This window comes from Flavobacterium okayamense, from assembly GCF_019702945.1.
Classification (GTDB): Bacteria; Bacteroidota; Bacteroidia; order Flavobacteriales; family Flavobacteriaceae; genus Flavobacterium; species Flavobacterium okayamense.
Window position 1 is genome coordinate 568,606 of record NZ_AP024749.1, and the last position, 20,968, is coordinate 589,573.

The following is a 20,968-nucleotide window of genomic DNA, read 5'->3' on the forward strand; positions in this document are numbered from 1 at the left end:
GGCAAAATTTTGCCGCTTTTTTTAATTATTTTCAAGAAAAATTATTCAACAATAATCTTTTTAACAATTTGCTTCGAACCATCTTTTATTGTAACTAAATAAATTCCTGTTTGCGCATCTTGTAAATTAATGGTTTCATTGAACAATCCATTTGCATCAAAAGTTTTTGAAATAATTTGTCTACCTCTTACATCATGAACATTTACATAAACTTCATCAGACGTTGCAGTAAACTGAATAGAAAATGTTCCGTTGTTTGGATTTGGATACAAAACTAATTCGTTTATATCTGAAAAAGTATCATTAGATAACGTTGCTGTTTGAGTACAAATTTCAATTGACCAAGAATTTATCTGACCAGTATCTCCATTCCAAAAGTCTGCCGTATACAAATCCCATGTCCCATTTGAGGCTAGACCATTAAATACAGACAATGGAGATGAAGGGGCAAAGGTACCTGTCATATTAGTCGCACAAACAAAAGCAGGAGCACCATCACTTAAAGTTACATTGAAATTATCTTGTGATCCACAAGCTCTATTCCAAACTGTACTAAAAGTCGTATTATCTGGATGTTCTATTTGAATAACTAAATCATTTATATAAGTATGAGTTACATCTAATGAAATATTAACATCTGAAATTGTCCCAGTAGCAGGAACATTAATTGAATTAGTCACAACAGGCCCTTGTGTATTAGCAGATGGTCCGTCAGGAATTACTAAAGGAGTGTTGTTTGAATAAGTATTACAGGTAGTCGTAACAATGTAACCAACCGCAAAAGTTTCTGTATTTACATTAAAGAAAATATTCCCATTTGCTTTAACCATTAAACGACAATATGGGGCTGGCGTTGCAGGCATCGTAACATTTGCACTACCATTATTTGTTAATCCTGTTGCTAATGGCGTCCAAGTAACACCATTATCAGTAGTTATTAAGATATCGACCGTTCCTCCACCTGGGATTGTATTTGTATTATTTACAGTCCATGTTACCGTTTGCGATGAACTTGTAGGATATGAAATCCCAGTTGTATTTTGAGAAGTAACTGTTAAAGGGCCTTTAGTTGCATCTACTGTTACAACCATATTGTCAAAGTTTGTTTGACCTTGACCTAACACATTATCTCTAGCGGTTAATCTGAAGTTTAGGGTTCTACTTATTGAACTTAAAGCTTCAGCAGTTACATCAATACCAGCTGTTGTAGTACTGTTGTTTAAAACAGAAGACATTACTGGAAAATATCTCACACCACTTGGCGAATCAAGGTAATTAACCCAATTAGGACCACTTGTTTTTGTTGCAGATGCAGCCGATGCAGCACCAGTTTGCCCTGAACCATCATCAAACTGTTCCCACGTGTATGTTAACCCACTTGCACCACCAGCATCTGTAGCAGAGCCTGTTAAAACAAAAGGGGTTAATTGAGGAATAGTATAATTATTTCCAGCATCTACTACTGGAGCAGAATGTGTTATTGCAGTAGTAGTTGGACAAGATTTACCAGCCATATTTGCTTGAACTTGTGCAATACTTGCTGCATGGAAAACGTCAATTGAATTTGAATGAGTATCTTGAGCGGTAATCCCTGCATATCCCATAACTGTTACGCCTGAACCAACTTCCATATTTACACCTGTACCTTCATTTCCGTGAGAAAATGTATGGTTAGCACCGAACTGGTGTCCAATTTCGTGAGCAACGAAATCAACATCAAAAGCATCTCCATATGGAACAGTACTTGTAGTATAACCACTACCTTTTGAACCATTTACACACACACAACCTATACAACCAGCATTACCATTATTCCCAATTCCCGCCATTAAGTGTCCTACATCATAATTAGCTTCCCCAACTACAGACGTTAGAGTAGACTGTAATGCAGAGTTATATGCAGCATCTGATGTTCCACTGTAAGGATCTGTTGCTCCATTATCATAAATAATAGTCATATTATTGACTAAAGTCATATGAATTGCAAAATCAGTTTCAAAGATACCATTAACTCTTGTCATGGTAGTATTAATACCAGATAAAGCACTAGTTTTTGGGGTAGCTAAACCTAAAACACCATGTAAAATTGTAGTATATTCAGCAGTAACAGACATTGCTAACCTAAAATCTAAAAGCTGACCTGTGCTAGATTTATTAGTCATTAATTTTTGAATTACATCAGCCTCAATTTTTTCTTCAGGCGTACTACAAGTAAAAGGTTGCTTACCTTTGATTCTAGAAGACTTATAAACGGCATAAACTTTCTTATTTGCCGAATATGGTTCCATATACTCAGTTGGAGCACCCGCCCTTTTCACCGTAGTATGAATTTGTTTTGGATCTAAACTAATTCTGATAATTGCATATGGGTCATCAATCCCTTTTCCAACATAAGATCTAATCTCTGGAAATTGCGCTTGTAGTGAAGGTTCAAAATTAGAAGCTTCATACATTTCAAATTGCTCCATTTGACCAGATGCATTTGGCATTGAAATCACAACGTTACTCTTTTGAAGAGATTCTCTCTGCGGAGCATTTTTTAATACATTAGACAACATTGTCAAATCTAATTCCATAGTTTTAAATTCAGCAGGAAAAGACTCTCTTTCAACTGAACTCAATTTTTCAAAATTATTATTAGTAACAACTTTCCATGCTTTTCCCGTTTGAGAAAAAACAGAAACTGTTAAAAACAATAAACATAAATTAAAAAGTAATGTTTTTTTCATTTTTGGCAAGTTTAATAGTAAATATCTAACAAAAATAATAATTTATTTTTGTTTTCATAATATTATCAACAATAAAGTATTTTTTATGTAATAAAATTTATAAAAAGATTGTTTTACTTTTGTAAAAAATTAATTTTGAAAATTTACCATAATTTATCAGACTACAAATTTAATAACAAGAGTATTCTTACCTTGGGAACTTTTGATGGGGTTCATTTGGGACACTTACGTCTACTTAAGAAAATAGTAGGCGATTCAAAGAAAGAAGAGCTAGAGAGCATAGTTCTAACTTTTTTTCCACATCCAAGAATGGTCCTTCAAAAAGATACTGATATAAAACTTCTCAACTCAATAGATGAAAAAGCCCAATTATTAGAAGTAATTGGAATTGACCATTTAATTATTCACCCTTTTAACCAAGAATTTTCAAGACTATCAGCCGAAGATTTTGTAAGAGAAATTTTAGTCGAAAAATTAAATATTAAAAAAATAGTTATAGGGTATGACCACAGATTTGGTCGTAATAGAACAGCCACAATTGAAGATTTAATCGAATTTGGCAAAAATTATGGCTTTGAAGTTGAACAAATTTCTGCAGAAGAAATAAATGATGTTGCCATTAGTTCAACAAAAATTAGAAATTCATTGAAAAAAGGAGACGTAAAGCAAGCCAATAAATTTTTAGGATATAATTATATGATATCTGGTAATGTTATAAGTGGAAAAAAAATTGGAAGAACGATTGGTTTTCCAACTGCTAATATAAAAATTAATGAGGATTATAAATTAGTCCCAAAAGATGGTGTTTACATTGTTTCTTCAGTTATTAATAATACAACTGTATATGGAATGATGAATATTGGAAAAAATCCAACTTTTTCCGAAAATGAAAATTCTCTTGAAGTCTACTTTTTCAATCTTAACAAAGATTTATATGGTTTAAATCTTACAATTTCTTTTATAGAGCGAATTAGAGATGAAATTAAATTTAAATCAATTGAAGAATTAAAAAATCAAATTGAAACTGATAAAAAATTTAGCCTTTCCTTTTTAAAAATAAAAAATGAATAACTATTTATTTAAAAATATAGATGGCTCAGCATTAATTGTTTTTAGAATTTTTTTTGGATTCCTTATAGCTTGTGAAAGTTTTGGCGCTATAATAACTGGTTGGGTTAAAAATGTTTTTATTAATCCAAATTTCACATTTTCATTTATTGGTTTTGAATGGCTTCAACCCTTGCCGAATAATTGGATGTACTTTTATTTTGTGATTATGGGGCTAACAGGACTTTGCGTAATGTTAGGCTATAAATACCGTATAAACATAATCTTATTTACTATTCTATGGAGTAGTGTCTATTTTATGCAAAAATCTTCATATAACAATCATTATTATTTATTAATATTAATAAGTTTTTTAATGATTTTTATGCCTGCTAATCAAGAACATTCATTAGATGTAAAATTTAGCATTAAAAAGTCAAAAAAAACAATCCCTAATTGGATTCCCTTGCTTTTTATATCAATGATTGGAATCGTTTATTTTTATGCTGCAATTGCAAAATTTTACCCAGATTGGCTAAACGGTACATTCACCAGAAATCTTTTACTTGGAACTGAAATGCCTGCATTCCTAATAAAATTGTTTAAACAAAGATGGTTTTACCTCTTTATTGCATATGCAGGAATATTATTTGACTTATTGATTATTCCTTTATTACTTTTCAAGAAAACAAGAACAATTGCTTTAATAGCATCGCTTATTTTTCATATTTTTAATTCAATTACTTTGAAAATCGGTATATTCCCATATTTTGCATTAAGCTTTGCATTGTTTTTTTATGATCCAAAGAGAATTAGAAAAATATTCTTTAAAGAAGAAATTCATTTTGAAAATTTAGAAAACTTATACGGAAAGAAAATTTTGAAATTTTTAATCATTCCTTTTTTAATTATTCAAGTTGTTCTTCCATTAAGACACCATTTTATTGAAGGAAATGTATTGTGGACTGAAGAAGGCCATCGATTAAGTTGGCGAATGATGTTAAGAGAAAAAACAGGTTATATAAAAATTAAAATTACCGATAATAATACAAACGAAACTTTAATTTATAATCACCATAAAAACCTGAGCATTAAACAAGCGAGGCAATTAGCAATAAAGCCTGATTTTATTTGGCAATATTGTCAACGAATAAAAGAAGAGTTTAAAAATAAAAATATATCAATTTTTATAGAGTGTAAAAACTCTGTTAATAGAGGTGTATACTTACCTCTTATTGACCCTAATTTTGATATGGCTAAAGCTAAATGGAATTTTTTTGAACATAATGAATGGATTTTGCTCCATGATTAATTGTTTCACGTTATTAGAATGAATAAATTTCTTTTTAAAAATATTGACGGTTCTTCCTTAGTATTATTTCGAATACTTTTAGGTTTCTTGATAGCCTGTGAAAGCTTAATGGCTATTTTTCATGGTTGGATTGATGCAATATTAATTAAATCTCAATTTACATTTAATTTCATTGGCTTTGATTTCCTTCAACCATTACCAGGAAATGGCATGTATTATTATTTTGGATTGATTGGCCTAACTGGTATTGGCATCATGTTAGGTTTTAAATATCGAATGAACATTATCCTTTTTACATTTTTGTTAAGTGGTGTTTACTTCATGCAAAAAGATGTTTACTACAACCATTATTACTTATTACTCATCATAAGTTCTGTGATGATTTTTTTACCTGCTAATCAAGAAAAATCTTTAGATGCTAAATTTGGATTTGTTAAGATAGGCAACACTATTCCTCAGTGGATTGTTTTATTTTTTATATCAATAATTGGTATTTTATATACTTATGCAGCATTTGCCAAATTTTATCCCGATTGGCTTGATGGAACGTTTACCAAAATTTTACTTCAAAGAATAACTGCAAGACCATACTTGCTTGAGTTATTTTCACAAAAATGGTTTTATGTTTCGTTCGCTTATGCTGGATTATTATTTGACTTATTTATTGTCCCTCTTCTTCTCTATAAAAGAACAAGAAAGTTTGCATTTGTAGTTTCTGTTTTATTTCATTTATTTAACTCTTATACGCTACGAATAGGTGTTTTTCCATATTTAGCTTTGATTTTTTCAGTCTTTTTTTTCGAACCGAACAATATAAGAAAATGGTTCTTTAGAGAAAATATAGAAGTAGAAAACAATCTAAATTTTTACAAAAAAAAGCTTGTATATTGGCTTGTTATACCACTTTTAATATTGCAAGTTTTATTACCATTAAGACACCATTTTATTAAAGGTGATGTATTTTGGACAGAAGAAGGTCATCGATTAAGTTGGCGCGTAATGCTTCGTGAAAGAACAGGAGAAATAAAAATTAAAATTGTAGATAATAATACTAATAAGGAATCTTTTTATGACTATCATAAAAATTTGACTTACATTCAATCGAAACAGTTGGCTGTTAAGCCTGATTTTATTTGGCAATATTGCCAGCGAATTAAAAAAGAATACCTAGGACAGGACATTTCTATTTATATTGAATGCAAAAACTCAATAAACAATAAGCCAGCTAAATTTCTAATTGACCCTAAATATGATATGGCAAAAGCTAAATGGAATTACTTTTGGCATAATGAATGGATACTCTTAAATTAAAAAAGTCCCAATCAAGATTGGGACTTTTACTTATTTATTCATTTCTGTAAAATACTTGTAGAATAATGGAATCGTTTCAATTCCTTTTAAATAATTGAAAACTCCAAAATGTTCGTTTGGCGAGTGAATTGCATCACTGTCTAACCCAAAGCCCATTAAAATAGTTTTACTCTTTAATTCCTTCTCAAATAAAGCCACAATAGGAATACTTCCACCAGAACGAACTGGAATTGCAGGAACTCCAAAAGTTTCCGTATAGGCTTTATTTGCTGCTTGGTATCCAATACTATCAATTGGCGTTACATAACCTTGTCCGCCATGATGTGGGGTTACTTTCACTTTAACTGCTTTTGGGGCAATACTTTCGAAATGTCTTTTGAATAATTCAGTAATTTCTTCCCAATCTTGATTTGGCACCAAACGCATCGAAATTTTAGCAAAAGCTTTACTTGCAATAACCGTTTTTGCTCCTTCCCCTGTATATCCACCCCAAATTCCATTAACATCTAATGTAGGACGAATAGAGTTGCGCTCGTTTGTTACATAACCCGTTTCTCCGTAAACATCATCAATATCTAATGCTTTCTTATAATTCTCTAAAGAAAACGGTGCTTTTGCCATTTCTGCTCTTTCTTCTGCAGATAATTCCTCTACGTTATCATAAAAACCAGGAATGGTAATATGGTTGTTTCCATCATGAAGTGAAGCAATCATTTTGGCTAAAATATTAATTGGATTAGCAACTGCTCCTCCATATAAACCTGAATGTAAATCACGATTTGGACCTGTAACTTCAACTTCAACATAACTCAATCCACGTAAACCAGTTGTTATTGACGGTTGTGTGTTAGAAATCATTCCTGTATCGGAAATTAAAATAACATCATTAGCTAATTTTTCTTGATTGCGTTCTACGAACCAACCTAAGCTTTTCGATCCAACCTCTTCTTCCCCTTCAATCATAAATTTTACGTTACATGGCAAGCAATTATTTTGAATCATATATTCAAATGCTTTTACATGCATGTACATTTGACCTTTATCATCGCAAGCTCCACGAGCAAAAATTGCACCATCTGGATGAATTTCAGTCGCTTTAATTACGGGCTCGAAGGGTGGCGAGGTCCATAAATCCATCGGATCTGGCGGTTGTACATCATAATGCCCATAAACTAAAACTGTTGGTAGGTTTTTATCAATAATCTTTTCTGCGTAAACAATTGGATATCCTGGCGTTTCACAAAGTTCAGCAAAGTCAACACCTGCTTTTTCTAAACTTTCTTTAACAGCTTCTGCGGTTGAAATAACATCATGTGCATAAGCACTATCAGCACTTACCGAAGGTATTTTTAAAAGATCTATTAATTCATTTATAAAACGCTCTTTATTTTCTTGAACGTATTGTTTTATATTTTCCATTGTGTTTTTTTGAATATCATCAAAAATACAAAAAATGTTAGACTTGATGGATACAAAAAAAGTCCAATCATAGATTGGACTTTAATATCTTATTTAACTTAATTAGAAAATAATCTTTTTTGTTATTTCTTCTTTGTTTTCAAGAGTAATTTTAACAATTATTGCTTGATTAGAAATTGTTAAATTTTGAATTCTGTAATCTTTTACATTTAATTCTTTTTCAAATAATTTTCTCCCTTGTATATCGTAAACAATTACATTAGAAATTTTAAGGTTAATAGAATTTAAGACTAAATCGTTATTATTTTTGAAAACTAATGTTTTGCTATCAACTATTTGATCTTCCCTATTTGGAATTTTATATACTAATTCAAATCTATTTTTGAAATTACCAGCATTTGAAAGAAATGTATAAGGTCCTTCTTTAATATTATGTAGATAGTTTAATTGATTGTCTTTAAGGTAAATATTTTGGTTACCAAATAAGCCATCTACATTATCTAAATTTATAGTATATGTTCCTTTTTCTAAGGCATTAAAACCTAAATGTACTACATCATTATCATTAAATGGTAAAGCTCTACCTTGAATAACATAAGACTCATCATCAATGATATTGTAAAGAATTGTTTTTTCGGTTTGTAAAGTCTTTCCATCAATATTAGCATCGGCATTATTAGTAGCACCTAACATATAACCTACAAGAATTTGGTTGTATTTAGATTCGTCTACTCCATTTAATCCTAACCAAATTCTACTTCTGTCAAATCCAGCATTATCTTCTAAACCAGAATTTTTGAAAAATTGAGTACTAACAGAAGCATCTAACCTATATTCATTTCCAAGTTCAAAATCTACAGCTTCTCTAGCTTCAACAAAAAATCCTTGTCCAGTTTGAATGTAATCATTTGGAGTTGCTCCTCCAGCAATTGCGGCAGTTCCACCTAAAATTGTATATGAAGCATAATTTGTTTGTGCAACATATGAACCATCTTGAGGAACATTATGAGTCCAATAATATAATGCATCAATTTTTGGATTTCTTAAAAGCACCATATTTGCATTAATAGGAGATGGATAAGGGTTACCGATTAAATTGTATCCAATTCCAACAGGAGTTTTGTAAATTCCATTATTTGGCACACCAGAAAATTGTCCATTATATACTGTAGGGGTCGAAGATGACCAATTGTTAGCAACGCGAATCATATATCCTTTTCCTGCTGTAAAACTATTTGTTGGCGTAACCGATTGATAAGCAGTTGGAGTTGTTGTTCCTGTATATAAATACTCATAAAAACGAGTAGAAACTGTATTAGGTGAAAACGCTAATAATTGCTGACCAGCAACTGGTGAAGACCAAGCCGTATAATCTTTTCTAATCATAGGCGTTGAATTTCTTTTTACAATTATATTTCCTGAATTTGTTGCAGTATTAGAAAACTGAACTAAAGCTGCATTATTTTCAATTGTTAATGTTGCTGTAGGTGCAACTGTAACACTTTCACCTACTTTTAATGAATGCCCTGAATTAATAGTTACTTGAGCTGTACCATTAACCGTAAACGAACACGCTTCAATATCACTTGTTGAAGATAAATTCCCATTTATAATAGCTGCAACTCTTTTTGTAGGAGTACCATTTGACCAAGCTGAACCATTCCAAGTTGTTGAAGTACTTCCACATTGCCAAAACTCACCTGTAAACATACCTCTACCATAAGTTGCAGCTAAGATTGTATTATCTGAAGAACGATAATCAAATGATAACACTTTAACATCTTTCATTCCATTATTAGAACGATACCAATTTGGTGAAGCAGTATTAAAGTTGGTAGTATACCAAACACCAAGTTCAGTTCCTATAATAACTTCATTGCTTGCAAAAGGGTTTGCTAGGATGCATTTTACAGGTATATTAGGTAAATCACCTTCTTTATTTTGCCATGAGGTTCCACCATTATTTGTATACCATACACTTGTAATTCCATAATTATGAAAAGTTACATAAATTTCATTTTCAGATGATCCATATCGAATATCAGAAATTGCACCTAACCATGAACCATCACCAATTTGTGTCCAAATTCTAGCACCAGCATTTCCATTTGCATTGTCTAATCTTAATAATCTACCATTAGCCAATCCAATTAAAATTCTATTATTTGTAAAAGGTGATGCTTCAAAATAAGTAGGAACATCATTTAAAAGTGCGTTTGTAAGTGTAGTTCGTGTAGTTAAACTAGCTCCAGAATACCTGTAAACCTGAAACGTTCCAGTTGAACCACTAGTCCCATTTGCATATAAAATATTGGCATTACTATCTAATCCACATTGATTTACAAAATCTCCATCAGATTGATTTGAAGCGATAGCATTTAAATAATTACCATTCATATCAAAACGGTAATATACATTATAAACATAAGACCCAATCATAAAATTATCTTGCTTATCTACAAATGACCAACAGCCATCGCCTCCAGCAATTCGAGTTGCGCTTCCTATTCCAGATGGAGCATTATTTATAAATTGAGTCCCATTATCCTGAGCCCCAGCAATTAATTTATGTGCAGAACCAGTTTGATTAATTCCGGCTTTATAAAACTGCGTTACATTAAATCCGTTATTTCTAACTCCAATACTATTACCCGAATTATTCGAATAATATACTCCTCCATCATTACCAAAAACCACTCTAGATGTTAACCCTGGAGCAAATGCCATACAATGGTGATCGGAATGAACACCATCACGAACTGTAGTTGTACTTCCATTCGCTGTTGGAGTAATCGTCCAATCTGTATATTGTGTCCACATACCGGAAGCGTTTGCAGTAAAAGCTGAAGTAGTCCTGAAAATTTCTATCCCACCAACAAAAACTTCATTATCGTTAGAAGGATTCATTCCAATCATTAAATCATAAAAAGCTTGCCCTCGACAAAAATCATTTGCTGCTGGGGGTTGGTTACCTGTACTTACAGGCAAAGCAACTGTTACATCAGTTGAAACCCAAGCATCAGTGGTCCTTTTAATCACTGGCAAACCAGAACCTTCACATAGTGCAAACATTCTTCCATTAGTTTGTTGTGAAGCCACTAATCTAACTCTACTATCAACGCCTGATAATGTTCTAACTAAAGTCCAATCATTTGTGTTTAAATTATTACATCTGTATATTCTTCCTCCACCTGCTCCAGAAGCATAAGAATATTTAGTTCCCATATATAAATCACCATTGGCAGAAATTGCAAATGATTCAGGAGCAACAGAAGTAGATCCAGTAGCTATTAAATCGGCATCTGATAACCTAATAAAATCTAGACCATTTGTACTTTTATAAAGTCCTACTGTATTTAAACCTAACCAAGACCAACCAGCGCCTCCTGAGGCAGAGGTAACTTCTTCTGTGTATGCCATAGCATCTGCGCCAAAAAAAACTTCCGTTTGGTTTGTGTTTGGATTATTCCAAGCAATAATATCTTGTATGTAAACCAAATTATTATTTACATTATTTCCAGATGCACCATAAATATGTCTCCAATTCACTCCTCCATCTATAGACTTATATACTCCATTTCCATTAACTGCGCCCCAAGTATAAACTTCACCAGTACCAATATACATTATATTAGAATTGTTCGGATCAATTGTCATACACGATACCGCTAAATTTGAAGGTACACCATTTACTTGCTGCCAAACACTAGTTGAAGATGTAATATTTTCATTTACCCAAAGGCCACCACTAACACCACCAGCAAAAACTTTAGTTGTACTACCTGGGGCAAACATTAAAACACGCGTTCTTCCTCCAACATTGTCTGGTCCTCTTTCAACCCATTGATTATCCATTCCATCACCAGGAACTCTTCCAGTTTGTTCTAGCTGTTCTAACTGCATTTGAAGTTGCAATGTTACTTCAGGTGTTGGTCTTCCTAGTGATGGATCAGCTGTATATAGCCACTCTTGTTCGTAAAAAGCATTAGGTGGAATACCTAAAGCTTTACGTTCCTTCTTTGGCAAAACTTTAGTTTTAGCAAAAGGGTGATTCCTTAAAAAGTTAGAGTACTTCTCTTTTAATTCATCTACGGTTAATTCTTTTACAGAATTTTCAGTTTGAGATGTAACAAGATTACTAAAAAAAAGCAATGCTAAGCAAATAAAAAAATTCTTATTCATATTGATAAATTTGGAAAGTCAAATATAAATTATTTTTAATAAAAAAAACCCCTGATAATCAGAGGTTTTAAAATTTATTTTTACTATTCCAATTAGTAAATTATTTTTTGTGTTTTTGTGTTACCGTTAACATCTTTTACTTTAACAATCAATGCTTGATTCGTTGAAAGAATTGATTGAATTGTAAAGTTAGATTCTTGAATTTGAGAAGCTTCAAAAAGTTTTCTTCCAAGTACATCAAATACAATGATTTGATCTAATTTTTCTGAAGAATTAATTTGAATTCCAGAATTATTAGCATAAACAGAAATTGTATTTTCAAAAACATCATCTGCAGATAAAGTCCCTGATTTGAATACTAATTCAAATCTTTCTTTATAATTACCTGATTGAGTTGTAAATTGATAATCTCCTTGTTTTAAATCATGAATAATGTTTGTTTCTTTATCTTTTAAGTAGATTTCTTGCGAAGCAAATAATCCATCAACTTGTTCAATACTTAATGAGTAATTTCCGCTTTCTAATACTTGTAATCCTAAAGGAATTATATCATTATCATCGAATGGTAATCCTTTACCTTGAATTACATAAGCTTCATCATTTAAAAGATTATATACCATTGGTTTAGAACCATCTAAAACTTTTGCGTCGATTAAATTGTCAACACCATTAGAAGCTCCATTCATATATCCAACTAAGATTTGATTATATGATGTATTATCATCATTTAAGTTTAACCAAATTCTATGTTTCTCAACATCTATTGAGCTAGACGATGATTTAAAGAATTGTGTGCTTGCTGAGGCATTAACCCTTTGATCGTTTGAAAAATTAACTAATCCAAAATCAAATGATCTTACAAAAAACCCTTGACCATTTTGAATAATTCCATTAGGGACTTTTGCACTTGCAAATGCTGCTGTACCACCTAAAGTTGTATATGATGCAAAGTTATTTTGAGGATAAACACCTCCACTTGCAGGTGTTGTATTTGTCCAAAAATATAATGCTCCAACTAGTGTTTCGTTGTCTAGTAAAAATCTATCTGCGTCTATTGGAGAAGCATAAGGGTTTCCAAATAAGTTATAACCTATTCCTGCTTCAACTGAATAATCTCCATTAAAAGGAACTCCAGAAAACTGACCATTAAATACAGCAGGAGTAACACTTGACCAGTTATTTGCAGAGCGGATCATATATCCTTTTGCAGCTGAGAAATTATTAGTTGGAGTTACAGATTGATAAGCTGTAGGTGTTGTTGTGCCAGTATATAAATACTCATAAAAACGAGTTGACACTGTATTTGGCGAAAACGCTTGTAACTGTTGCCCAGATACCGGAGAAGACCAAGCTGTGTAATCTAAACGAATCATCGGAGATGAAGAACGTTTAACAATTATATTTCCAGTATTTGACACAGATCCATTAATTTGACGTAGTGCAGCATTATTCTCTATTGTTAAAGTACCGGTACCGTTAACTGTTACTTCATTTCCAACAATTAAAGTATGATTTGGATTGAAAACAACATTAGCCCCAGAATTAATAATAACAGAACATGCTTCTAAATCAGATGAAGAAGAATAGCTTCCATTAAAAATTGCTTGTACATTTCTTAAAGGAACTCCATTAGACCAAGAAGAACCATTCCAAGTTGTTGTAATTACGCCGCATGCATTTGGTGTTTCAATCAATTCTTTATAGCAAATCTCAAAAGAAAAACTGTTTAAAACCCCATCTCTAGTGTCAGCATTTACATCCGCTGCAGCAAAAATCCAGTTTCCTTGTGAAGATTCTCCATTTAAAGTTGCTAAACTTCCTACTGGTTGCATCGTTCCCGCTCCAAAATTACAACTTCCAGAAGCAGTACCTGATTGATCATCCCAAGTTCCTACTAAGTTTGCTGATGCATTATTACATCCACCTGTTTGAAATAAAGCTACAAAAGTTCCATTAGGACTCTGCATTGCCGTATATAATTGATTTCTTCTTGAATGTGTTATGTTTGTTGATACATTTACATCTGTAATAATAACATTATCTGGAATATTTAATGCCCATGCCTGATATGCTAAAGGATTTTGAGCAGTAATAACATTACCAGTAGTCAATGTTCTAGTATAGGTTTGACAAACATCATTAACAGTATAACCAATTGCAAAATCATTTGTATTTATTGCATAATAATCATTCCCTGTAGGCTCTATTAAAATTCTACAAAACGGCGCAGAAACATTAGGAATGGTTACCGTTTGAGTTCCATCATTTGGTGTATTTGCTGCTAATGTTATTGGAAAAGTTTTTCCACCATCTGTTGATAATTTAATATTAACATTATTTGAACCTGCAAGCGAAGTAGTGTTATTAACTGACCAAGTAACTGTTTGTGTTGATCCTTGAGTATAATTAATTCCAGTAGTGTTTTGAGATGTAACTAAGAAAGGTCCTGCAGAAGTTGTAAAAGTTACAGCTGTGTTCACGCTCTCATTTGTACCCCCTCCAGGTCTGTTATCTCTAACGGTCATTCTAAAATTTAAAGTTCTATTAATTGTTGGAACAATTTCCCACTGATTTCCAGCAACTCCATTTGCAACGTGGTCTTCTAATCTAGGAAAATATCTTGTACCATTATTTTTAGGTAAATATGATCTAAAGTTTGCTCCATTAGTTTTTGTTCCTGAAGGATAAGAGGCTGCTGCACCTACTGTTGTAGCATCATCAACCTGCTCCCAACAATATGATAATATATCATTTGCATCAGCATCAGTTGCAGTTCCAGTTAACTTAAAAGCCGTTCCTATTGGCAAAGTTTTTGTTGCTGGAGCCGATGGATTTGGAACTGCATTTCCAATATTTATTGTTTGCAAACAAAAACCTGAATCAGCGCCACCACAATCTTTTGTTTTAATATTGTTTGTTACTTGTTGTATAGTTCCTGCATGAAAAATAGGAATAGAATGTGCTGCAACATCAGTTGCACCAGTAATACCAGCATAACCCATAATTGTTACACCTGAACCAGGTTCCATATTAACTGAATTGTTCTCTGTACTAAATGAAAAAGTGTGATTACCTCCCATTTGGTGGCCAATTTCATGTGCTACGTAATCAACATCAAAGAAATCTCCTTCAGGGATTGCATCAGCTGGAGAAGTAATACCTCTACCCTTTGAATTATCAGCTGAACATACACAACCTATACAACCTGCATTTCCACCTCCACCATCAGCGCCAAATAGGTGACCAATATCATAATTAGCGTTACCTATAACACTCTGTAATGTATTCCCTAATTGTGTATTCCAGTTACCCATTTGAGCAGAATCTGAATATGGATCTGTTGCTGGATTATAATAAATAACAGCAGTAGTGTTAGCAATTAATTGCATAGTTGAGTTAAAATCCATTTCAAAAATTGCATTACATCTTGTATAAGTAGCATTGAAAGCTGCTAAAACAATTGCCTCATCAGCTGCTGTACCAGCAGTAGAAGCACCAAAATAATTAGCATACTCACCTGTACAAGATTGTGCCATTTGAAAAACTCTTAGTAAACCATCATCAGCATTTCTAAGAACTGAAGTATTTTCTCCTTCAATATTTCTTCCAAACTCTCTTACTGCTTCTTCAGTAGTACAAACTAATTTCCCAGTAGAATCTCCTCTTTTTGCTCTATCAAAAACAATAAACGTTTTATAATCCATTGAATAAGGATCAATAACATAAGTAGAGCCATTACTGTTTCTAACAATAGCATTTAAGCCATTGAAAGGAGAAACACTAAATCTAATGACAGATCCTGGGTCATTAACTGCTTTTCCTGCAAAAGATCTAATGTTAGGGTGTTGTTGTTGAAGCGCCTCTTCAAATGTTGATGCTTCGATAATTCTGTAATCTACTAATTCTCCTGTAGGAGAAGGAATTGATACAATTACATTTGATTGACCGAAAAACTGACCTCTTTTAGGCACATTTGTCAAATCATTGACAAAATTTTGATAATCAAATTCAAATAATTTATAATCGATTGGCAAAGAAGAACGTCTTATTTTGCCTTCTGAACCTAATCTAGGTTTTTCAACCTCTCTCCATGCATTTTCTTTCTGTCCAAAAGAAATTAAAACCGAAAAAAGTGCAACCAAACATAGTAGTGTTCTTTTCATTTTTTATGATTTGGGTTAATGATTTGGGTAATTAAATAATATTTCTAATTGACAAATATATCAATTAATTTATAAATTAAAAGATTTATAATAAAAAAGCGACTTTTTTTTAAAGTCGCTTTTTTATTGAATATGTACTAATTAATAAATTACTTTTTTAGTAATTTCTTTATTATTATCTAAAGTTATTTTTACAAGTAAAGCCTGATTATTCTTTATTAAATTTGAAATAGTAATGTTATTAGAATTAACATTTTGTTTTTGATATAAAATCTGACCTAATACATTATGAATAGTTACTGATTTAATATTTTCATAAAGAGAACTTATTGTAAATCCATCTTGTAAAGTTGCAATTGTAATATCATTCACATCAACTACTTCATTAGTATTAAGTAATTGGTTAGTATATCTTAAAACAAATCTATTTTTAAACTCTCCAGAATTAGAAATAAAACTATATGGCATTTGTTTTAAGTCATATATAATATTTAATTCTTTGTCTTCTAAATAAATATCTTGAGAACCTGCAAATAAACCATCCAAAGCACTTAATCCTATCGTATAAACTCCAGGCACAGGAATTTTAACTCCAATTTGTACTTTATCTTGATCATCAAAAGGTAAAACTCTACCTTGAATTAACATTCTTTCGTTATTTATTATAGAATAAATACTCATTTCATTAGATTGCGCATTTGTAATTGCATCGTACAATCTGTCTTTATCGTTTGTTGCATTTTCCACATACCCAACTAAAGTTCTTGTAGAATTATTTTGTGTATTTGCTAAGTCTAACCAAATTCTATGTTTCTCCTGGTCAACAGCAACTTTATTGCTGCTTGCTTGTTTGTAAAATTGCTCATTATTATGACCAATATTTCTCATTGAATTATTAAACGTTAAAGTTTCAGAAGCCGCTGCTCCATCATTCATGTTAACCATAAAACTCTGCCCACCCGCAATAAAACCATTAAATCCTCCAGGACCACTTACTGTACCGGTACCATTATATACAATATAATCATTAACTGTGTAGTTATAAACAAAATCATCGTAAACGGGATCAGATATTGAAGTTGATGGTGTAGTACCATGTGTCCAAATTCTTACCGCTCCTTCTATATTGGTATTTAATGTTAAAAAGTCTAACGCACTAATTGCTGATGGATAGGGATTACCAATTAAATTCCAGTTGTCGTCAAATCTTGTAATTGTAACATTATTATTTCCTAGGAAATCAGCTCCAGTATAATTAGCTCTTGCAATTGATGGTTGAATAACTCCATTTCTAGGAACCCCTGTAAAGTTTCTTGAAAATACATCTCGCATAATATAACCAACACCAGAAGCCATTGAAGTATTTGTAGAAAACACCCAATAACCCCAACCTGCGTTTGGATTAGCTAAAACAGGATTCCAAGAAAAAACATAACCAGTTCCAGGAGTGTTAACTCCATCAACAGGTGAAGACCAATATACATAATCTAAAGCTGCACCAGTTGTAATTCTTTCATAATTAATATTTCCTACGTTAACTCCACTATCATCAACTTGCACCAATGAACCATCATCCCATACATTAAGCGTTCCATTTACAGTTAAGTTATACTGTATTTCAACATAATCAACTGCCTGAATATCTAAAGTATAAGTTGCGTTTACTAATAAACTACAACAAGAAAAACTTCCATCAATTGCTGTATCATAATCTCCATCAATTATTGCTAACATTCCAGAGTTTGGAACACCATTAGACCAAGAAGTACCATTCCAAGTTGTTGATGCTCCTCCACCAATTTGCACAGCAGCTGATGCAATAAAACAAGTAGCAGTATCTTCCATTACTTGACAATAATACTGGTATTCTTCTAAACCTGTAATATCTGAAATATTTAATGTATCAGTAGTTGCACCAGAGTACACACCACCATTTGAAACCATTGTCCAACCTGTATCACCAGGAGCACTAAAATACCATTGATACGTTAATGGTGCACCACCTGCGACAGCTTCAGTCCCAGTAACACTTACTGATGCTGAAGTACATGAAGCACCATAGGTAGCTCCCAAAGTAGTAGCTGATGGAGGTGTTCTAATTCCTTGATAAGTATTAATTAAATCATAATTATCGCTACAACTATTAAAATCAACGATTGTCCAATCAGTTGACACGAAAGTAGTAGAAGGAATTGGTGTTGCGGTTGGGTTTCTTTTAAAATCATACCCTTGTGACCCCAAACCTAAAGCATTAATCCAAGAAGAACCGTCACAAACTCCCCATGTGTCTATAATTGTACCTAATTTATCTAAGTGAATACAATCATTATTATTAACACCACTTGAAACATCATTTTGATCGGCATATGTCCCATCTCCACCAGGAACTGCACACGCTGTACCAACACTAGTCGCTAAAACAAAAGTTCCTCCACTAACTAATGTGCCTGTTAATGGAATATCATCACCTGTTCCACTTCCATTATTTCTAATTAGTACCGAATAGTCTGTCATATCAACAGTAACACCAGTTCCATTAAAGATTTGAATATAACTTAAAGAACCCGATGAAGCATCTGTTACTTCTGAAATAAATAAATCTGTAATCCCATTTGATGTTGGATCACATGTTGAATTATCTTGAACAATTACAGTAAAAGAAGAATATGACAAATCACATGCACTTGCATCTTGAATTATTATATTACCAGTCGTTGCATTAGCAGGTACAATTGCTTCAATAACAGTATCTGAAATAATTGTAAATGAAGCTGAATACGCTCCAAAATGAACTGAAGTAGCTGTTGTTAAACCACTACCGTTTATTGTAACAACTGTTCCAACAGGACCAGAAGCTGGAGATATTGAGCTTACAGATGTTGTAGGCGTACAAGTAATAACTTCACCCGTAATATCAAAAGTATAAGGATTTTCATCACTATCATTATTTGCTATATTAACTGTAGCATTACTAATTCCTACTGTAGCTGAATTAAAAGTTATTTCAAAAGTTGTTGAACCTCCAGATGTTACAGTTGTTCCCGGAGGAATAGACACATAGAAATCAGCAGCATCAACACCTGTAATTGTTATACCAGAAATACTTAAATCATCTGGCCCTGCATTTGTAATCGTAAATGTATGCGAAACATCTACTCCTACAAGCGTTGTTCCAAAATCGGTATCATCTGTTAACGAAGGAGTTGTATCTCCATCTACAATTGAAACACTATTTCCTAAGACATCTATCTCATTATTTACATTATAACATGTCCATTGAATATCATCAACAATAACCTGGTTAGCAGTTATATTTCTAATCTCAATAATTACATTTCCAGAAATATTAATGTTATTTACTGTAAAAACGTGTGGAAGAAAATCATCAAATGGAGTAGATGTACCTTGAGAAACACCGTTTACAAAAAGCTCAACTTGTCTGTTTCCAGCACCAGTAAAACCTTTATATAGAGTAACGCTAAAATCTTGTATTCCTGTGGTAAGTGTAGAAGAAGTTACACTACTATTATCAGCAACTCTTCTTAACATTAATGCACTTCCATTTATTCCAGAACCATTAGCATCACCATTTTCATCTCTTGATTGTACATATGTCCAAGTAACACCATTATCACCAACAAATGACCCGTTAGAATATGACGCTGTTGCGTTTGAATTTGTAAAACTTTCACTTCCACAAGGCCCAGTAGTAATTGTAATTACCAAAGTTTCTGTATCTGTACCATAAGCATTAGTTGCTGAAATTGTAACATTGTAAACTCCAGCTGTTGCAACAGCTCCTGTGATTTGACCCGTTGTTGTATTTATTGACAACCCTGCAGGCAAACCTGTTGCACTATAACTTGTAGGTGAATTTGTTGCAACAATATCATAAGTATAAGCCACCCCAACAATACCAGTATCCGTTAAAGAACTTGTAATAACTGGTGGCGAAGTATTTAACCACTGTGCATATAAAGTTGTATTGGCTGTAATGTTAAAAGTATCACTCGCCACATAAGAAGTTCCACTTCCATCTGCAGCAGTATTCCAACCATTAAACGTATAACCTGTTAAACCTAAACTACCTGTATTTCCTAAAACTGTTACTGAATCACCAGAATTATATGCATTTCCATCTGTTGGAACAGAACCAGAATCATTTCCATTTCCATCATAAGTTACTGAATAAGTTGATGCACCAGAATAAACAGAACCATTTAATGTAAAGTCATCTAGCCTAAAAGTCCCTGTGCCAGAAGCTCCACTTAAAGAAATTACAACAGTTACTGTTCCTGATAAACCAGTCACAGGGCTTGCAACAACTAAATTTCCTGTATCTGCTCCTGTTGTTGGAACAGCCCCAGAACCAACATTAATCCCATTTACAGTCATTGACCAATTTTGTGCTCCAGTATTACTTCTTCTTCTCCAAAAACTAAAACTTGTTACATCAACTTGGTAAGTTGGTGCAACATCAAAAGTTAAAGTAATAGTTGGTGTCCCAAAAGAATTGCTTAAAGAAATAGCTTGACCAGCACTTCCTGCAAAAGAAACCCAAGACCCGGTACTATTTACCCATGAAGAATTTGAAAGATTAGCATCAAAAATACCAGGTGCAACTATATAAGGATGTGCCGTAATTGAAGTTGTACCAAAATCATGTTGATAAATTTGCCCCCAAGAAAGAGCTGAAAATAAAAAAGTTAAAAACAGTAATCTTAATTTCATTATTAAGTAAATTTAGGTTATGTTTATTGCTCTTTCTTTAAAAAAGAAAAAGCCTACAAATTTATGCAAAAATA

At 32.5% G+C, this 20,968-nt stretch carries 8 protein-coding genes; 3 read left to right on the top strand and 5 right to left on the bottom strand.

The annotated features are described in order from the left end of the window. Nucleotides 1-41 precede the first annotated feature (41 nt). Nucleotides 42-2,729: a reprolysin-like metallopeptidase gene (locus KK2020170_RS02610; RefSeq protein WP_221259252.1), complete on the bottom strand. Its 2,688-nt coding sequence runs from the start codon at nucleotides 2,727-2,729 to the stop codon at nucleotides 42-44. 135 nt (nucleotides 2,730-2,864) lie between these two features. Here KK2020170_RS02610 and KK2020170_RS02615 point away from each other — a divergent pair, with 135 nt between their 5' ends. Genes KK2020170_RS02615 through KK2020170_RS02625 form a run of 3 tightly spaced genes read left to right on the top strand, consistent with a single transcriptional unit; the run spans nucleotide 2,865 to nucleotide 6,399 of the window. Continuing rightward, nucleotides 2,865-3,800 carry a bifunctional riboflavin kinase/FAD synthetase gene (locus KK2020170_RS02615; protein WP_221259253.1) on the top strand — a complete coding sequence of 312 codons (936 nt, stop codon included), beginning with the start codon at nucleotides 2,865-2,867 and terminating at the stop codon, nucleotides 3,798-3,800. Then, nucleotides 3,793-5,088 carry an HTTM domain-containing protein gene (locus KK2020170_RS02620; protein ID WP_221259254.1) on the top strand — a complete coding sequence of 432 codons (1,296 nt, stop codon included), beginning with the start codon at nucleotides 3,793-3,795 and terminating at the stop codon, nucleotides 5,086-5,088. The genes KK2020170_RS02615 and KK2020170_RS02620 overlap by 8 nt, the downstream gene beginning before the upstream one ends. 18 nt (nucleotides 5,089-5,106) lie before the next feature. Continuing rightward, nucleotides 5,107-6,399: an HTTM domain-containing protein gene (locus KK2020170_RS02625; protein ID WP_221259255.1), complete on the top strand. Its 1,293-nt coding sequence runs from the start codon at nucleotides 5,107-5,109 to the stop codon at nucleotides 6,397-6,399. 30 nt (nucleotides 6,400-6,429) lie between these two features. Here KK2020170_RS02625 and KK2020170_RS02630 read toward each other — a convergent pair whose 3' ends face one another. The 4 genes from KK2020170_RS02630 to KK2020170_RS02645 form a co-directional block, all read right to left on the bottom strand. Continuing rightward, on the bottom strand, nucleotides 6,430-7,818 hold the full coding sequence (locus tag KK2020170_RS02630) for a dipeptidase (protein WP_221259256.1): 1,389 nt from the start codon (nucleotides 7,816-7,818) through the stop codon (nucleotides 6,430-6,432). 102 nt (nucleotides 7,819-7,920) lie between these two features. Further along, nucleotides 7,921-12,000, bottom strand: a complete 4,080-nt coding sequence (locus tag KK2020170_RS02635) for a hypothetical protein (RefSeq protein WP_221259257.1) — start codon at nucleotides 11,998-12,000, stop codon at nucleotides 7,921-7,923. Nucleotides 12,001-12,092: 92 nt separating this feature from the next. Further along, entirely contained in the window at nucleotides 12,093-16,163 is a 4,071-nt protein-coding gene (locus tag KK2020170_RS02640) for a reprolysin-like metallopeptidase (protein ID WP_221259258.1), read from the bottom strand. A 141-nt stretch (nucleotides 16,164-16,304) separates the two neighbouring features. Then, a complete protein-coding gene (locus KK2020170_RS02645; RefSeq protein WP_221259259.1) occupies nucleotides 16,305-20,894 on the bottom strand; it encodes a choice-of-anchor D domain-containing protein in 4,590 nt (1,529 codons plus the stop codon). Nucleotides 20,895-20,968 lie beyond the last annotated feature (74 nt).